This window comes from uncultured Polaribacter sp. (genome assembly GCF_947501385.1).
GTDB lineage: Bacteria > Bacteroidota > Bacteroidia > Flavobacteriales > Flavobacteriaceae > Polaribacter.
The window spans coordinates 20,678-38,423 of the sequence record NZ_CANMVP010000005.1; the positions used below are offsets into that span (position 1 = coordinate 20,678).

The following is a 17,746-nucleotide window of genomic DNA, read 5'->3' on the forward strand; positions in this document are numbered from 1 at the left end:
TAAGTAAAAAAACTCCGAATTTTCATTCGGAGTTTTTACTTTATATAAGCCTACAAGTAGCTTTATCTATTCATCGGTTTATCTAAATTCATAAACATCAAATCTACCTCTGTAGCTTCTTCACCTAATAAATACTTACTAAAATGATCTGCACGTAACCAGAAAGAATATTCTGTCATGCTTCCAAAACCATGTCTTTGTCCAGGCATTACCATAAATTTAAAACGTTTGTGCGCTTTAATTAATTCGTTTGCCATTCTTATGGTTCCTGCTGGATTTACGTTGTTATCCATATCTCCATGAATCAACATCAAATGCCCTTTTAAATTTTTTGCTAAAGATTGATTGTCATCAATTTTATAAACGTGAGAAACTTTTCCTTTTTCATCAATTTCTTCTTTTACACCATGATGTGTTTCACTCCACCAAGAGTTATATACATTATTGTCATGATTTCCTGCGGATGAAACTGCGGCCTTAAAAAAATCTGGATAGACTAACATTGCTGCAGTAGACATAAAACCTCCACCAGAATGCCCGTAAATTCCTACTTTTTCAATGTCTATGAATTCGTGTTTATTCGCCAATTGTTGGGCAACATATTTTTTATCAGCCAAACCATAATCACGTAAATTTCCGTAGCCATAGTTATGATACCATTTAGATCTGTCTGGATGTCCACCTCTATTTCCTAAAGTAATTACAATAAAACCAATTTGCGCCATTCTATCTAAACGATCCATTCTGTAAGAAAAAGATTTGTTTACAGCTTCTGTCTGTGGTCCAGGGTACACGTATTCTAAAAGCGGATATACTTTGGTAGAATCCATATCAAAAGGTTTGTAAAGTACACCGTACAAATCTGTAATTCCATCATCTGCTTTTACTTTAAATGGCTCTGGAAATTGATAGCCTGAAGCCATTAATTGCGATAAATCTGCTGTTTCCAAATCCATCACTTTTCTACCATTTTTGTTTCTTAATTCAGATTTTGGAACGGTATTTACTCTTGAATAATTATTTACAAAATACGCATTGGAATCTGCCATACTTGTATTTGTAGTAAAATCTCCTGGATTTAAAACTTTCATTCCGCTTCCGTTCAAATTGATTTTATATAAGTGTGCATAATATGGATCTTGATCTTTATTTACACCATTTGCCGTAAAATATAATGTGTTGCTTTTTTCGTCTAAACCCTCAAAGCTATCCACATGGTAATTGCCTTCTGTAACTTGATTTTTTAAATTTCCATCAGCATCATACAAATAAAAATGCGCCCAACCATCTCGTTCTGCCCAATGCAACATTTCGGTTTCATTATTGAATAAAATTAACGGACGAGATTCTATATAGGTATTAAAACGCTCTTCAATTAGTGTTTTATATGCTCCTGTGTTAATGTCTGCAACATTCACATCATACTTTTTTCGATCTCTAGAAATGACACTAAAATAAACTTTTCCTTTTTTAGAAAGCAATAAAGAAGGTCTAAAATCATCATCTCTGCTCGATTGTTTTCTTGGTGCTCTAAATACAGAAATGCTTTGTTGACGAACGGTATCTAGTGGCACTTTTACATGCGATTTTGTAGGAATATCAAAAATTAACAATTCAGATTTATAATATTCTTGTTCCCCTGGCATGTGATATTTATAGGTTTCTAACGTAGGTCTTTTTTTGCCTGTAGAATTAATTACCCACAAATCTTTAATATGTCTTGAGTCAGATTTTTGAAAAACAAACTTTTTAGAATCATGAGACCATGTTCCCCAAACGCCTTTTCTCTTGTCTTTGTTTTTTTCTTTGTCTACATTATCTTCTCTAGATCCGCCTCCATACCCAAAGTTTTCCTCACCATCTTTTGTCCATTGATTTTCTACAACTGTACTGTCTTTTTCGTCTTTAATAAACTTTTTAAAGTTTATTTTATCCATCCAATACAAATTGTAATTTTTAGAATATAAAACAATAGAACTATCTGGAGCAACATTTGCCCATTTCTCCCAAGGTTTCTTTTTTGGTTTTATAGTATCTATAATTTTTAAGCCATTGCTGCCTAATCTGTATTCTAAATGATATACTTTCTTCTCCATTTTCGGCTTTTTCTTCTTTGCCTTTTTTGTGGAAGTTGTGTCTTTTTCAGTTTCTTCCTTTTTCTTTTTTTCCTCTTCAACCACCACCACTTCTTCTGTTGATGTTACTCGAAAACGAATCGCATCTTCTGCTTTATTAAATTTGAAACTGAAACGAGGTAGATGTTTTGCATCATAAGGATCTTTGGTGATTTCTGTCAACCATTTTGCCATTTTTACATTGTCGAACAATGGTTTTTTTGTTTTTTTATCTGCATCTACCATATAATGGTTAGAACCATCAGAAGTTTTGTAAGCATACCAAAAACGATTTCCTTTTTTTAACCAATGCGGACTTACACTGGTAGAATGTACCATTTTCGCTAGGTTTTTTGGCGAATATTTAGCGGCAGCTCTGTAGTTTGGTTTTGGAGTTTCTTGTGCAGAAATTACTGATACAGTAAATAAAAACACAAAAAGTAAGATGAAATTTTTCATTTATAGTGTTTGTTTAGTTTGAATTTACAGCTAAAGTTCTTCAAAACAAACTCACCTGCAAATTTTTAAGAAATATTTGTTAAATATTTAACAGTTATCAAATGGTAAAATCTGGCGCTAGAAATCTTTCTTTTTAAACTTGTACTTCAATTTTAACCATAAAAAACTAAAAATTCTCGATAGCATTTTATTGTATTTAAAGTTAAACAGACTGTCTATAAGCACATCAATAGAAAAATTTTGCTGAAAAAATTGGACTCTATTTTCTATTTGCGCATCAGAATATCTACTATACATTCTTCGAGCAGAAACCTCACTCAATCGCCATTTTAAAAGCTTTTTTCGTTTCCATTTTTTTTCATATTCTTTAAATTTCTCTTTTCCCGTTTTAAAATAACTATCTATATATTCACTGGCTAAATTGGCACTTTGCATGGCATATCTAATCCCTTCTCCTCCCCTTGGATTTATTGCCGAAATTGCATCACCAATAGCAATTACATTGTTCTTATAATAGGTGTCATTTAAACCCTCACAATACCTTAAAATACCTCCATGAACATCAATCAACGTATAGTTTTCTGGTTGAATATATTCGTTAATAATTTTTTCGGTAATTTTTTTTGTTGATTTATCTGTATTTTCCTGATCTATAGATTTTAAATGGGTTCTGCCTGAACCTACTTTCAAAATTCTATTTTCCATAGGAAAAATCCAAGAATATCCTTTTAACGCCCATTTGTGTCCTAAGAAAAAAACCAATCTTTCTTTGTATGTATCATAGGTTTGTTGATCTACTTCAATTAAGTATTCTGTACCACTCCCTAAATTCATTTTAGGCTGTTCTTCCTTAGCATCGTACATTACTTTTCTTAAAGGGCCTGTTGCATCAATTAAAAGTCTCGATTCAATTTTTTTTATTTCTGATGTTTCTACATCTAAAAGATCTATTGCTACCCCTGAATCTGAAACTCTTTTTTCTAAATATCTATGTCCTAACAATACTTCACCTCCATCAGAAATAGCTTTATCTGCTAAAAACTGTCGTAATTTCCCAAAGTCTAAAACAACTCCTTTCTTCGTTTTTCCAAACCAGTCATATCCTTTTTCTGTACATTGTAGTGTAATGTCTTTCCAATAAGAACCAATAACAGCCTCAGGCAAATCGAATTCTTTTAGCGGCTCTAAAGTCATGCCTGCGCTAGAAAAATTATTATCGTTAAAACTTTTATAACGTTCTACTAACAATGTCTTATAACCTCTTTTAGATAAATTTCTAGCTGCTTGACCTCCCGCAGGACCACCACCAATAATTACAACATCGTATTTCTTTTCTTGCATAAAATTTAGTTCAAGTTTCGTTTTTCAACAAAAAAACGTTTTAAAATTTGAGAACATTCATTTTCTAAAACTCCGCTAACAACTTTTGTTTTTGGGTGTATTGTTGTTTTTAAATTGGTAAAACCTCTTTCTGGTTCTGATGCACCATATACTATTTTACCTAATTGCGCCCAATAGCTTGCGCCTGCACACATTTGGCAAGGTTCTAGCGTAACATACAACGTACAGCCTTTCAAGTATTTTCCGCCTAAAAAATCTGCAGCAGCAGTAAATGCCTGCATCTCTGCATGTGCAGTTACATCGTTTAAGGTTTCCGTTAAATTATGCGCTCTTGCAATAATTTGGTCTTTTAACACAATAATTGCTCCTACAGGAATTTCACCTTTATCAAAAGCATTTTCAGCTTCTTGAAAGGCTTTTTTCATAAAATAAATATCGTCAAAAGGTGCTATCATCTACTATTTCGATTAATTCGCAAATTTAAGTAATTTATTTGCGATAGATTTGTAATTCTTAGCTGTTCAGTTTACGAACACAAAAAGTTAAATTGTACTTTTGTAATTCGATGAAGAATTTGTTAGACAACATATCAAATCCGGAAGATTTAAGAAAGTTAGACCGAACTCAATTGCCAAAACTGGCAAAAGAATTGCGTGATTTTATTATTGATGTTGTTGCCACTAAAGAAGGTCATCTAGGAGCAAGTTTAGGTGTTGTAGAACTTACAATTGCATTGCATTATTTATTTGATACACCAAATGATTTATTGGTTTGGGATGTTGGGCATCAAGCATACGGACATAAAATTTTAACAGGAAGAAAAGCGGTTTTTCATACCAACAGACAATTTGGTGGAATTGCTGGTTTTCCGTCCAGAAAAGAAAGTAAATATGATGCTTTTGGTGTTGGGCATTCATCTACTTCAATTTCTGCAGCTTTAGGCATGGCAATGGCTTCTAATTTAAAAGGTGCAACTGAAAAACACCACATTGCAGTTATTGGAGATGCTTCTATTGCAAGCGGAATGGCTTTTGAAGCATTGAATCATGCAGGAGTTTCCAAGGCTAATTTATTGATAATCTTAAATGATAACGCGATAGGAATCGACCCTTCTGTGGGTGCTCTAAAAGAATATTTAACCAAAGTAAAGACCGATCGGAAATTAGCGACTCAAAACAACATCATTAAAGCATTAAATTTTGATTATTCTGGCCCAATTGATGGGCATAATTTACCAAAACTAGTGTCAGAATTAGAACGATTAAAATCTGTAAAAGGGCCCAAATTTTTACATATAATTACAAAAAAAGGAAAAGGTTTACAGCAAGCGGAAGAAGATCAAGTAACCTATCATGCCCCTGGTAAGTTTGATAAAATTTCTGGTGAACGTATTCAAAAACAAGAGAGTCTCTATACGAAATATCAAGATGTTTTTGGAAAAACGTTGGTTGAATTAGCTAAACAGAATGACAACATTGTAGGAATTACACCGGCAATGTTAACAGGAAGTTCTTTAAAGTTTCTATTAGAAAAATATCCAAAAAGAACGTTTGATGTAGGTATTGCAGAACAACATGCAGTAACTTTAGCCGCAGGTATGGCAACACAAGGTTTAATTCCGTTTTGTAATATTTATTCAACATTTTTACAACGTGCCTATGATCAAGTAATTCATGATGTTGCGCTACAGAATTTGCCTGTAATTTTCTGTTTAGACAGAGCAGGTTTGGTGGGTGAAGATGGTGCTACACACCATGGTGTTTTCGATTTGGCCTATTTACGATTGATTCCGAACTTGATTATTTTTGCACCAAGAAACGAAATAGAATTGCGTAATATTTTATATACTGCTCAATTCAGACTCAACAACCCTATTGCAATTCGTTATCCAAGAGGAATAGGAACTATTATAGATTGGAAACAACCTTTTCAAAAAATAGAAATTGGAAAAGGAATTCAGTTGAAAAAAGGAAAGGAAATAGCTATTTTATCTGTTGGAACAATTTCAAAAAATGTTACAGACGCTCTTGATTTGATAGATGAAGGGAATTTAAGACCTGAATTTTCTCATTACGACATGCGTTTTGTAAAACCTTTAGATGAAAAGTTGTTACATAGTATTTTTAAAAATTACAAAGTTATTTTTACTGTTGAAGACGGAACAATCAAAGGCGGATTTGGATCTTCTATATTAGAATTTGCCTCAGTACATAATTATCGAAATAAAATTAATGTTTTAGGTATTCCCGATGCATTTATAGCACATGGTATAATTTCTAAACTTCAAAATAAAATTGGTTTGGATTCGAGAAGCTTAGCAAAACAATTTTTAAAAGCATAAAAAAGTAAAAAAGGTTGTCTGAAAAGTTTTAATTAACTTTTTGTCTCCTTGAGCGGAGTCGAAAGGTTGTTAAATATCAATAGCTTAAATAAGTTCTCGACTCCGCTACCATTGACGTACTTATATAACTATCTGATTTTACGTAAATTAATAGTTCTCGACTCCGCTCGAACAGACATACTTATAAGCATTTATCTCGCGTCATTCAATCGCTTGAAAATTTTTTTTCTCGAATCTACCATTGACGTCTTTTTTAAAACCCTGATAATCATTATGTTGAAATTACTTTTAAACCAAGCTCTCGAGCCATTTTTTTGAAAATCATACTCGAACACAGGTATAAAAACACTATTATGATAACGATTATTTTGCAATTCAGTATATTTACACGCTAATTTACGTCATTCCAATCGCTTGATAAAAATTTTTCTCGGGTCTCGAACGGACATGAATTACTTTTCATACAACCTATTATTTACCTTATTTATACTCAATGTTATTCAATAACAATTTTTTTAGAAGATTTTTTACCCTTTTCATCAACTAAATTTACAATATAAATTCCTGAATTTACATTTAAAGAAATTGCTTGTCTTTCGTTGTTTGTAAAATCTAAATCAGATTTGTACACTTGTTTTCCAGAAATATCAAAAATATTCATTTTGGCTATTCCTAAAGAACTTTTAGCAAATACTGTAAAGTTTCCTTTAGAAATTGTTGGATATACTGTAAATGCTTTGGTATTTATTAAAACTTCATCAATTGAGACTGTATTGTCGGTAAAATAACTTGTAAACATTCCTCTACCATGAGTTGCCGCTAAAACTAAATTATCTGAAGCTCTGTATTGTAACATGTCTACTCTTACACTTCCCATTCCCGTAGCAGCTGGTTCCCAAACAACTGTTGTTGCTGTAACATCATCTGTTTTCCAAATGCCTGCCTCGGTTGCTAAAATTACTTCTTTTCTATTTAAAGGATTGAATAGAGACCATCTTACTGGAATATCTGGTAAATTTCCTTCTATATCTGTCCAAGTTGTTCCTCCATCATTAGTGTACCAAACACTTGGAATTCCATAATTTGAATAGGTTAATAAAATTTCATCTTCTGATGCACCAAATTCAATACAAGAAACGGTACCGAAAACTCCACTTGGAGAGTTTGTATCTATAAAAGTGCCATCTTGTGAATTAAATTTTAGAATTCTACCAAAAGTAGTACCAAAAAAAACTTGTCTTTGATTTTGATTGTAAGGAGAAACTCTAACATGAGAAGCGTCTGCTCCAAGAAATAGAGGACTTTGAATTGAGTCTCTTTTCCCTAAAAAATTATCACCACTCCCTTGATTTTCATTGTCTGGTTTTAAAGTTGCTCTAGTTATTATGTTTGGGCTATCAAATGAATAAAAAACATTATTTTCATCGTCATAGTCGGATGCATTGATAAAGTTTCCACTTTCATCGTTATTAATTAAATTAACAAACGAAACTGGACTTTTAGAAAAATCATACAAATAGGTTACATTATTTTGCGTTGATGCTAAATAGTAGATTCCATCTACACCATCTGTAACTGTTTGGTCTATAAAGCAAAAACCTCCATCTCCTCCTAACAGCTCAAATGTTGAACTTATATTGGGTTCAGAAAAATAATTAGTTCCATTATCTTGCGCTCCTCCTAAAAAACCATTTTCATTTATAGGATCTATAGCTCCTGAATAAAATTGAGTTATATTGAAATTTAAATTTCTAGCAACAAAACCTGTTGCTGTTTGAGTGTTAGAATTATCTGAAGAATAAAAAATACCACCATCTGTAGCCACAAGTAATTCATTTTTATTAGGTCTATAAATAATATTGTGAATATCTGCATGAACAAAACTTACAGAACTATCATAAAAACTTGCCCAACTTGAGGTTTTAATCCAAGAATTTCCAGCATCATCACTTTTAAAAGTATTTATTCCACCCACATACAATTTATTAGCATCTAATGGATCTATAGCTATAATAAGATCATACCAAGCTTGCCCTCTTGTAAAATCATCATTTGGTACTGTTGAATCTCCTGTATCGGATGGCTCTCCTATAGTAGTCCAAGTTACACCAGCATCATCTGTTTTAACAATTTCACCTAACTTATTATTACTGCTAATCAAAGCATAGATAACACTTGCATTAGATTGTGCCGTTGCCAATTCTACTCTTCCTAGAGCACCTAGAGAAGAAGTATAACTAGAAGCCCAAGTTGTTCCGTTTGATGACGAAAATATCGAGCCCTCTGCATTCCCCGCCCAGATTGTATTATCTGAAGCAAGTTCTAAATCTCTAACTGTTTCTATAGATGCTACTGTCCAAGTGGTTCCTCCATCTGTAGACCTAAAAAGATCTGTACCGTTAGAATCTATGCCATCTGTATCTTGCATTGCCGCATAAATTACACCTATTTCTCCTCCTTCATTTCTTACAATAAGATCATAAACATATTCAAAATTTGTAGTTGAAGGAAGATTATTCCAAGTAACTCCTCCATCCGTACTTTTCCAAATTCCTGCACCATTTACAGCATCAAAATTTCTCCAACCTTCTCCCGTACCAACATAGAATGTATTTGTTTGAATAGGATCATAGTCCATCGCAGAAATTGCAAAATTTGACATTTCTGGATACACCAAACTCCAAGCAGAATTTTCATCTGTAATGTCTTCATTCTTCCATATTCCACCACTAACTCCTCCTGCAAAAACTCTTTTATCTGTTGTGTCATTTGGATCAAACATTAAAGCTCTTACTCTTCCAGCTACTTGTTTGGGTCCTCTAGATTCCCAATTAAAAGTAGTTCCTGCTTTTTTACTTGAAGTAGCTTCACGCTTCATCTTCTTGCCATAATTCAAAGCTTTTACCAACCTGTCTTGGTGCAATCTTTTTGTATTAGGATCCATCGTTCTTAAAAAATCTTGTTCGAATGCTAAATCTGGTCGATCTTTTTTAGGCATTGCTTTTAACTCTTCTTTGGTTAATGGCTTTCTATTGGCGTATGGATGATTTGCTAAATATTCTGCGTATTCTTTTTGTTTCTTTTCAAATTTAGATTCTTTATTATTATTTATAAAAACGATTGTAGCTAAGGCTATTATAACCAAAACAGAAAGGGATATTTTTTTTTTCATGTTTTATATTTTCTTTAAAAAAGTAAACAAAACTAACGAATATTAGTTCTGTTATATAATATTTCCTGTTAATTTTTTATGCACTCGTATTGCGTAACTGTCTGACATTCTTGAAACATAACTACAAACATGCATGATTCTGTTATACAAACTCTCTGTTTCTGTTTTGTATTCTTCTGGTAATAAATTCAAAACTAATTTATCAAAATTAGACGGAGTACCATCGAACTTATTGTTTAGCGCAGTAACAAATACATCTAGCATGTCTGCTATAATTCGGTAACCGGCTACTTCTTTTTCTACAACTTCTGTACTATTATAAATCTTGTCTACGCTTATTTTTATAATGTCGTTAATTTGTGCTTCATACTTACACTTGTCTAATAAAGATTTTTCAAAAGCTCCATTTAAAATTGCTTCCTCATTATTTAAAAAGATATCTACAGCTTCATTAATTAAAACACCTATTGCCAAAGCACGTAAATAACTTATTCTGTCTGTTTTGTGTTTTAGTGAATGGTATTTTTTAGAATCAATGGTATTTTTTACTAATTTGATCATGTATTCTAAAGCGAATTCTTCTTCAATTAAGCCAAGGTTAATTCCGTCTTCAAAATCGATGATGGTGTAACAAATATCATCTGCTGCTTCTACTAAATAGGCTAATGGATGTCTATAAAAAGAAATACTTTCTGAAGTTTTTTGTTGCATTCCTAAATCTTCCACTACTTCTAAAAAAGCTTCTTTTTCTGACTGAAAAAATCCGTATTTTTTATCGACAATATGATTTGTTGGTTTTTTTGGAAGACTTTCTTTTGGGTATTTTAAAAACGCACCTAATGTTGCATAACTTAAACGCAGACCTCCTGAAATTCCTTCTCTAGACTCTGTAAGAATTTTGAATCCGTTGGCATTTCCTTCAAAATCAATTAAATCTTGGTATTCTTTTGCGGATAACGCTTCTTTGTATTTTGCGCCTTTTCCTGTTTTAAAATATTCGCCAATGGCTTTTTCTCCTGAATGCCCAAAAGGCGGATTCCCAATATCGTGCATTACTGAAGCTGCTGCAACAATAGCACCTATGTCATTGAACGTATAGCCTAATACTGCTAAATTAGGGTGGCGTTCTAACAACACTTTTCCAACTCTTCTACCTAAAGTTCTACCCACAACAGAGACTTCTAAACTGTGCGTTAAACGTGTGTGTACAAAATCTGTTTCTGATAACGGAATTACCTGTGTTTTGTCTTGTAAGCTTCTAAATGCCGATGAGAATATAATTCTATCAAAATCTACATCAAAACCCAATCGGGTTTCGTCTTGTGCTATTCTTGGGCGTTTTTGAGTATCGCCAAAACGTTTTAAAGAAAGGAGTTGTTCCCAGTTCATTTTATGCTGAATTTAGTTCAGTATCTTGTTGATTAAAAAACTGAAGTTCTTTGAAATTACTAGAGTTCGAAAATACGAAATCTTTAGCCTAAACCAAGTTTTTCTTCTTTGTCTAAATCCCTAATAACTTCATATTTCGTTTCTGTAAGAACTTTTAACCATTCTGTGAAGTTTTTAACTTTGTAATGAAGCTCATTATCTATATAATACACTAAAGGCAATTCTTCATTAATATCTTTTTCTGAAGTTAACCAACACCAAGCTCCTCCGTTGGAATCTTCTGCCATTAGACATAATAAACTATTTACTCTTATTGATTTCTCTCCATCTAATTCAATTATATCTTTTAAATCTTGTCTATAATCTTTTAACCAGTAGTAATTTTGAATACTGTCTATAGACTGATTAAAAACCCAATAGCCTCCATCTCCAAAATACTTTAGAAAAATTTTATATGATTTAGGTAGACTGAATTCTAATTTTTGTTCAATTGATTTTATTTCCTCATCGTTGATTCTTTTTCCTACATCGTAATGTTCACTGAAATTTTCTAATAGAGCTAAAATTGAACTTGAAATTGGATGCTGAAAATCTTTCGATTCTTTAAAAACTTTAACATTTCTTTGCTGCTTTCTTTTTGCTAACATTTTCTTTTTAATCTCTTCTGATTTCTTTTTATTCTTATTAGCTAATAAAGAAACTCCAAAAGAAAAAAGTCCTAAAACTATAAAAAGTATTGTTTTTGTTGTCAAAATTTCATCGTTTTTAGAAGATTTTTCTGAATCGTAAAATACGAAAAAGTTACTTAATTAAATTGCCTATACTTATTAGGATAGCAAAGAGTAAGTAAACAAGTCTAGCCCAGATTGAACGGTCTGTTTGAGCTCTTTTTTATTCTTTTTCTGAATAAAAAAAGCGAGTAGTGAAAGCTGGAAATAGCTTCAAAAAAAAGAGAAACATTGCTGCCTCTCTTCTTTTCCTAACTTTTAATTTATAAAATGATTATCCTTCACAACTTGCACATTCTTTCTTTTGCTTAAATTTCTGTGCAGCATTCATACTGTGTTGGTAATACATAGATTTTACGCCTAATTTCCAGGCTGTAATATATACGTCATTTACTTCTTTAATTGGCATATCTGGATGTACCATAATATTTATAGATTGTCCTTGATCTATATGTGTTTGTCTGTTTGCCGCTTGATACACAATTACTTTTTGATCTATTTCTGAATACGTTCTAAACACATCTTTTTCTGCTTCTGTTAAGCAATCTAAGTGTAATACAGAACCATCATTATCACGAATACTTGTCCAAATATCTTTCGTATTAAAACCTTTTTGCTCTAATAAGTTTTCTAATATTGGGTTTTTAATCGTCGTTTTAATCTTCGCGATATCTTTTACATAAATATTAGACCAAATTGGCTCAATTCCTTGAGATACTTGTCCTAAAATAAATGCAGATGATGTGGTTGGTGCAATTGCATTTAACGTGGTATTACGTCTACCATAGCCTTTTAAAACAGAAGGCTCGCCATACAATTTCGCCATTTCTTCTGATGCTTTGTATGATTTTTCTTTTATCGTCTTAAAGATCTCCGTATTTAAATTATAGGCTTCTTGACTATCAAAAGCCAACATTTTAGATTGTAATAATGAGTGCCAACCTAAAGCTCCTAAACCTAAAGCTCTGTTTTCTTTTGCAAAATTATAGGCTTTTTCCATAAAACGAAACGTAAATTGATCGTCTCTATCTGATGAATCTTTGTATACTTCTAATTTCGTAATAAATTCTTGCATTACGGCATCTAAAAAGTACGTTAATGTTTCTACGGCATCTGTATCTTTCCATTTGTCATAGTGTAATAAATTAACAGATGATAAACAGCAAACAAAAGACCAATCTTCATTAGAAGGTAACATGATTTCTGTACACAGGTTACTTGCATAAATTTCGTGGTTTTTGTCTTTGTAAACATCTACCGTTCCGTTATTTGCATTGTCTCTAAAAAGTATATACGGATATCCTATTTCTCCTCTTCTTTGTAATATTTTTGCCCAAATACCTCTTTTTTCAACATCCCCATCAATCATTTGTTGCATCCATTCGTCACCAACAGTAACACCATGGGTTAATTCTTGAATTGGGTTTCCTTCTGTACCAATTTCTAAGAACTCTTTAATATCTTTATGATCTACTGGTAAATATGGAGAAAAACGTCCACGTCTTACAGAACCTTGACTTACAACATCTACCATTTTTTCAAACAATTGCATGATATGAACAGAACCAGATGACGAACCATTATTTTTAACATCTGCACCTCTTTGACGTAGTTTCCCAAAATAACCAGAGGTTCCTCCTCCTAATTTCGACATCATACCTACTTCTGATTGTGAGAATAAAATATCTCCCATATCATCTGCAACATGCGATCCGAAACAACTAATTGGCAACCCTCTTTTCTTACCGAAATTAGACCAAATTGGCGATGCTAAAGAATAATAACCCGCAGCCATGTATTTGTAGAACTTGTCAGAAAATCCTTTTATTTTTAAAATACCTTCTGCATTGTCTGCTATTTCACGTATTCTTTCTTCTGGAGTTGTTTTACCTGTTAAATATCCAGATTCTAAAAATTTACGGCTATTTTCTGTGAGCCAAGTAATTTCAGGTTCTTTGATGTTTTTAAGCATTTCTTCTCTTGAAGCGTTTCTTACTTGAATTAATCTTTCGTGCTCGGTAAGCTCAGTCGTTTTTTGGTCGTTTAGGTTCATAATTTAAAATAAGTCGTCGCTGGTTATACTTTTTGTTCTTTTGCTGTAGTTGATAGATCTTTTTACGAAAAAATCGCCGTGTTTGGTTCCAATAATTTCATCATCAAACCAATCTGTTTCAGATAATAATTTTTGATCGATATCAAATACTTTAGCAATACCAATACTTTCTAAAGATTTATTAAATCTATTTTTAAGAAATTCTTTAATGACTGCTTTTGGTAAGAAATCTAATTCTCCTTTTTCAAAAATCCAATCAATTAATTTACTTTCAGAAAGAAAAGCTTCTTTACAGGTTTCTTGCACCAATAAACTATGGTCTTCATCGAACCAATCTGGATTTTCTTCTTTAATAATATTAATCACATCAATACCAAAATCTCCATGAATTTGCTCTTCTTTAGAAGTAGCTTCTACCACATTAGAAATTCCTTTTAAGACATTTTTATGCTTGTTAAAAGCCATAATAATTAAAAACTGAGAGAATAGAGATACATGCTCTATAAACAAAGAAAATAAAATGATAGATTCTGAAAACTCCTTATTATCCTCACTATTTACGTTCTTTAATGCTAATTCTAAATAATTAACACGTCTCATAATTACTGGGTTTTTCTTTAAGTTTCTAAACTCATTATTTAACCCTAGAATTTCTAATAAATGTGAATATGCATCGTGATGACGAACTTCACTTTCTGCAAATGTAGCGCCCACCGCACCAATTTCTGGTTTCGGCATTTTTTTATAAATATCTCCCCAAAAAGTTTTAACCGCTACTTCTATTTGAGAAATGGCCAACATGGTATTTTTAATCGCATTTTTTTCTACTTCCGTTAAATATGCCTTAAAATCTTGAATATCACTCGTGTAATTAAACTCTGTGTGAATCCAATAAGAATGTCTAATAGCGTCTACATATTCATTTAAAGCAGGGTAATCATACGGCTTTAAATTTAATCTCTTTTCAAAAATATTTCTTTTTCTATTTCTTGTTTGTTCGTCTCTATATAAAATGTACGCCTTTGCAACATCATGAAAAGGGCTGTCCATTAATTTATATTCTACAATGTCTTGAACTTGCTCTACCGTAGGAACATAATCAGGTTCATTTAACTTTCTTTCTAGTAAAGTACCGTTTACAATATTAGAAATTGCAACTGCATCTTTTCTAGTACCGTTATTTACAGAAAGCATTGCTTTTTCTATCGCTTTTGTGATTTTGTCTAGCTCGAAAGTGCTAGATCCAGAGTCCCTTTTTATAATTTGAGTAATTTCCACGGTATAATAGTATATTTAAGATGTTAATGAGGGGAATACAAAGATTGGATTTTTTGTCCCAAAATGAAAGCCATACTTATTCACAAATTCCTTGAAGTTTTTAACAAAATTCAAAAATTTACGAATTATTCAAAAAATTAACATCTTTTTAAATAAATGACAATCAGCTTTTTAAAAGAAAAAAAATAGGTAACTTCCTGCTACTGCTGACATTCCTAAAAGCTACATTCTTAGAAAAAAAATATCTCTAAAAATAAAATTTATGATTTGTTGTAGATTTAAAAAAAAGATGATTACAAACTTAACATATTCATTATTTAGAATTTTTACACATAAGAGAAGCTTCTTCAAAATCTTTTTGCTCGTCTATTTTTGAAGTATCTTTGTAAAAAGTTTTTTTGATGAAAAATAAGTTTCCAAAAATTGTACAACTTGCTATAATTTCTGTTTATTTAATCTTTTTAGCAGGTGCTATTGTTAGAATGACGGGTTCTGGAATGGGTTGCCCTGATTGGCCAAAATGTTTTGGTTATTACATTCCACCAACTTCTGAAGAACAAATTACATGGAAACCAAATACTACCTATAAAGAAGGCTTTATTATTATTAAAGATGAAGTTTTATTTGTTGCTGAACAAGATTTAGAAACTTCAACTGAATTCAACCCAAAAAACTGGTCTACATACACAAAACACGATTACAATACTTTTAATGTCTTTCATACTTGGACGGAATATATCAATAGATTGGTTTCTGTTTTAGCAGGTTTTGTATTCTTATTTTTAATTTACGGAGCTTATAAAAACAGAAAAAAAGACAAACGAATACCAATACTTGCCTATACTGCCTTCTTTTTAATGTTGTTTGAAGCCTGGTTGGGAAAAACAGTGGTTGACACCAATTTAACACCAGCAATAATTACTATTCACATGGTAGTTGGTTTGCTTATTATTGCGCTATTATTATGGTTGAATTTTATAGTTTCTGATTCTTTCGACTCCGCTCAAGATGACAAAAATTATAAATACAATTCCCTTTTCAATAAATTGTTGATTGTTTCTGTAATTTTTTCTTTGATACAAATTGCGATGGGAACACAAGTAAGGCAATTTATAGATGAGCAAGTAAAATTGTATGGTTTTGAAAACAAGAACCACAGTTTAATGGATCCGAGTTTTAAATTTTATTTCCACAGATCTTTTACCATTGCCATTGTATTGGTAAACTTAGGAATGTTTTACCTAAACCAACTAAAAAATTTAGGGTACAAATTGGTCAATTGGATTGTTTTCTTGATTTTTTTAGAAGCAATTACAGGAATTTTAATGTATTACGCAGAAATTCCTATGGGTACACAAGCAATACATTTATTGGCTGGTGCCATTTTATTCGGATTGCAATTTTATTTGTGGCTTCAAAGTCGAAAGACTTTGAGTGGGCAGTCTTCAGTTGGCAGTTAGCAGTTCCTCACTCTTATTTTTACTTTTAATAGAATAACTGACTGCCAACTGAAGACTGAAAAACTGCCAACTAATACTACGGATGCGCATTTACCCAAACTTCACCATCAGAAAAATATTCTTTTTTCCAAATAGGAACCGTTTCTTTTAACCTATCAATCGCAAATTCACAAGCTTCAAAAGCAGCTTTTCTATGCTTTGAAGAAACAGTGATAATTACAGGAATTTCACCAATTTGTAACAAACCTTCTGCATGATGAATCGCAATTTTATGAATGGGAAATTTCTCTAAAGCCAAATCTGCTATTTTCTGCATTTCTTTAATTGCCATTGGTTTGTAGGTGGAAAAATCGAGTTGTGTAACTTCTTTTCCTTGCGTATCATTTCTTACAGTTCCAATAAATGCTGAAATTCCGCCACAAGAATCGTCTTCTACAAAATTGTAACATTCTTGTAAATCTAATTTTTTTGATGTAATTTTTATGGAAGTTCGCTGCATTGTTCAACAAAAATAGGAAAACAAATTTGTATTTTTGTGGTTATTAAAAATAGATACGAATTTTACGGGTTTTCACAAATCAAATCTTTGAATCTTTGAAACTTTGAAACTTTGAAACTTATTAAAAATGAAACACATCTTTAGAATTATTAGTTTTTTAGAAGGGATTTCTTACCTATTACTCCTTTTTGTAGCAGTTCCTATCAAATATTTTCAAGGTGATGCTTCTTATGTAAAAATGTTAGGAATGCCTCACGGCTTGTTATTTATGATGTACATCGTTTTGGCAATCGTCATTAAAAAAGAAATGAATTGGGACAATAAAACATTAGGAATTGTTTTGCTGGCTTCTATTTTACCTTTCGGAACTTTTTATGTTGATAAGAAATATTTGAGATAATTTAAAATAGTCTTCGACAAGCTCAGACTGACAGTAGTTATTATTAATTGGTATTGAGTTTGGATATTATTTTAGTGAAAATTAAAATAATGAAATATTAAAGGCGGTAAAGCAATAAAAATTTACAATGTCACTTCCGAAATTTCGGAAGAGCTTGTCGAAGTGTTTTCAACTAAAAAGACTTCACCACATAGGCACATAGAAAACATAGGTTTTGTGTTTGAATGTTTCTTTCCTTCGGGTGAAGGTTAGACTTGGGGTTTTTAACCTCCACTTACAGGAGGAATCACCGCAACAACATCGCCTTTATTTAATATCAAATCATCCGTAGCATATTCTTCATTTACAGCAATTGCATACGAATTGATATTTTCTAACTTCGGATATGTATTCTTTAGAATCGATTTAAAATCAGCAATCGAAATATGTTCTTCAAAATCTATTTCAAGTTGAGAAGCTCCAATGAGGTCTGTTGTAATTCCAAAGAAAAGTACATTTATTTTCATCTTTCA

At 31.8% G+C, this 17,746-nt stretch carries 13 protein-coding genes; 3 read left to right on the plus strand and 10 right to left on the minus strand.

Features of this window, described 5'->3' with window-relative positions:
- Positions 1-62: 62 nt before the first annotated feature.
- From Q0998_RS04355 to Q0998_RS04365, 3 genes are all read right to left on the minus strand, one after another.
- Positions 63-2,573, minus strand: coding sequence for a DPP IV N-terminal domain-containing protein (locus Q0998_RS04355; protein ID WP_299666760.1), 2,511 nt, complete (start codon positions 2,571-2,573; stop codon positions 63-65).
- A 117-nt stretch (positions 2,574-2,690) separates the two neighbouring features.
- On the minus strand, positions 2,691-3,914 hold the full coding sequence (locus Q0998_RS04360) for an NAD(P)/FAD-dependent oxidoreductase (protein WP_299666762.1): 1,224 nt from the start codon (positions 3,912-3,914) through the stop codon (positions 2,691-2,693).
- A 5-nt stretch (positions 3,915-3,919) separates the two neighbouring features.
- Positions 3,920-4,369: a nucleoside deaminase gene (locus Q0998_RS04365; RefSeq protein ID WP_299666764.1), complete on the minus strand. Its 450-nt coding sequence runs from the start codon at positions 4,367-4,369 to the stop codon at positions 3,920-3,922.
- Positions 4,370-4,479: 110 nt separating this feature from the next.
- Between Q0998_RS04365 and dxs the strand changes: the two genes are divergently transcribed.
- Positions 4,480-6,255: a 1-deoxy-D-xylulose-5-phosphate synthase gene (gene dxs, locus Q0998_RS04370; RefSeq protein ID WP_299666766.1), complete on the plus strand. Its 1,776-nt coding sequence runs from the start codon at positions 4,480-4,482 to the stop codon at positions 6,253-6,255.
- Positions 6,256-6,751: 496 nt separating this feature from the next.
- Here the strand turns inward: dxs and Q0998_RS04375 are convergent, their stop codons facing one another.
- The 5 genes from Q0998_RS04375 to Q0998_RS04395 all read right to left on the minus strand — a co-directional run bounded on the left by Q0998_RS04375 (position 6,752) and on the right by Q0998_RS04395 (position 14,875).
- On the minus strand, positions 6,752-9,427 hold the full coding sequence (locus Q0998_RS04375; RefSeq protein WP_299666768.1) for a T9SS type A sorting domain-containing protein: 2,676 nt from the start codon (positions 9,425-9,427) through the stop codon (positions 6,752-6,754).
- Positions 9,428-9,478: 51 nt separating this feature from the next.
- Positions 9,479-10,816 carry a deoxyguanosinetriphosphate triphosphohydrolase gene (locus tag Q0998_RS04380; RefSeq protein ID WP_299666770.1) on the minus strand — a complete coding sequence of 446 codons (1,338 nt, stop codon included), beginning with the start codon at positions 10,814-10,816 and terminating at the stop codon, positions 9,479-9,481.
- A gap of 83 nt (positions 10,817-10,899) precedes the next feature.
- On the minus strand, positions 10,900-11,568 hold the full coding sequence (locus Q0998_RS04385; protein ID WP_299666772.1) for an SMI1/KNR4 family protein: 669 nt from the start codon (positions 11,566-11,568) through the stop codon (positions 10,900-10,902).
- A 250-nt stretch (positions 11,569-11,818) separates the two neighbouring features.
- Positions 11,819-13,597, minus strand: coding sequence for a ribonucleoside-diphosphate reductase subunit alpha (locus Q0998_RS04390; RefSeq protein ID WP_299666774.1), 1,779 nt, complete (start codon positions 13,595-13,597; stop codon positions 11,819-11,821).
- 3 nt (positions 13,598-13,600) lie between these two features.
- Positions 13,601-14,875: a ribonucleotide-diphosphate reductase subunit beta gene (locus Q0998_RS04395; RefSeq protein WP_299666777.1), complete on the minus strand. Its 1,275-nt coding sequence runs from the start codon at positions 14,873-14,875 to the stop codon at positions 13,601-13,603.
- Between the two features lie 401 nt (positions 14,876-15,276).
- On the opposite strand from Q0998_RS04395, the gene Q0998_RS04400 reads away from it, so the two are divergent.
- Positions 15,277-16,335, plus strand: coding sequence for a COX15/CtaA family protein (locus Q0998_RS04400; RefSeq protein WP_299666780.1), 1,059 nt, complete (start codon positions 15,277-15,279; stop codon positions 16,333-16,335).
- Positions 16,336-16,411: 76 nt separating this feature from the next.
- On the opposite strand, the gene Q0998_RS04405 is transcribed toward Q0998_RS04400, so the two are convergent.
- On the minus strand, positions 16,412-16,834 hold the full coding sequence (locus Q0998_RS04405; protein ID WP_299666783.1) for a molybdenum cofactor biosynthesis protein MoaE: 423 nt from the start codon (positions 16,832-16,834) through the stop codon (positions 16,412-16,414).
- A gap of 127 nt (positions 16,835-16,961) precedes the next feature.
- Here Q0998_RS04405 and Q0998_RS04410 point away from each other — a divergent pair, with 127 nt between their 5' ends.
- The gene (locus Q0998_RS04410; protein WP_299666785.1) at positions 16,962-17,234 is read left to right on the plus strand and encodes a DUF3817 domain-containing protein; all 273 of its coding nucleotides are present in this window, start codon (positions 16,962-16,964) and stop codon (positions 17,232-17,234) included.
- A gap of 263 nt (positions 17,235-17,497) precedes the next feature.
- Here Q0998_RS04410 and Q0998_RS04415 read toward each other — a convergent pair whose 3' ends face one another.
- A complete protein-coding gene (locus Q0998_RS04415; RefSeq protein ID WP_299666787.1) occupies positions 17,498-17,740 on the minus strand; it encodes a MoaD/ThiS family protein in 243 nt (80 codons plus the stop codon).
- Positions 17,741-17,746 lie beyond the last annotated feature (6 nt).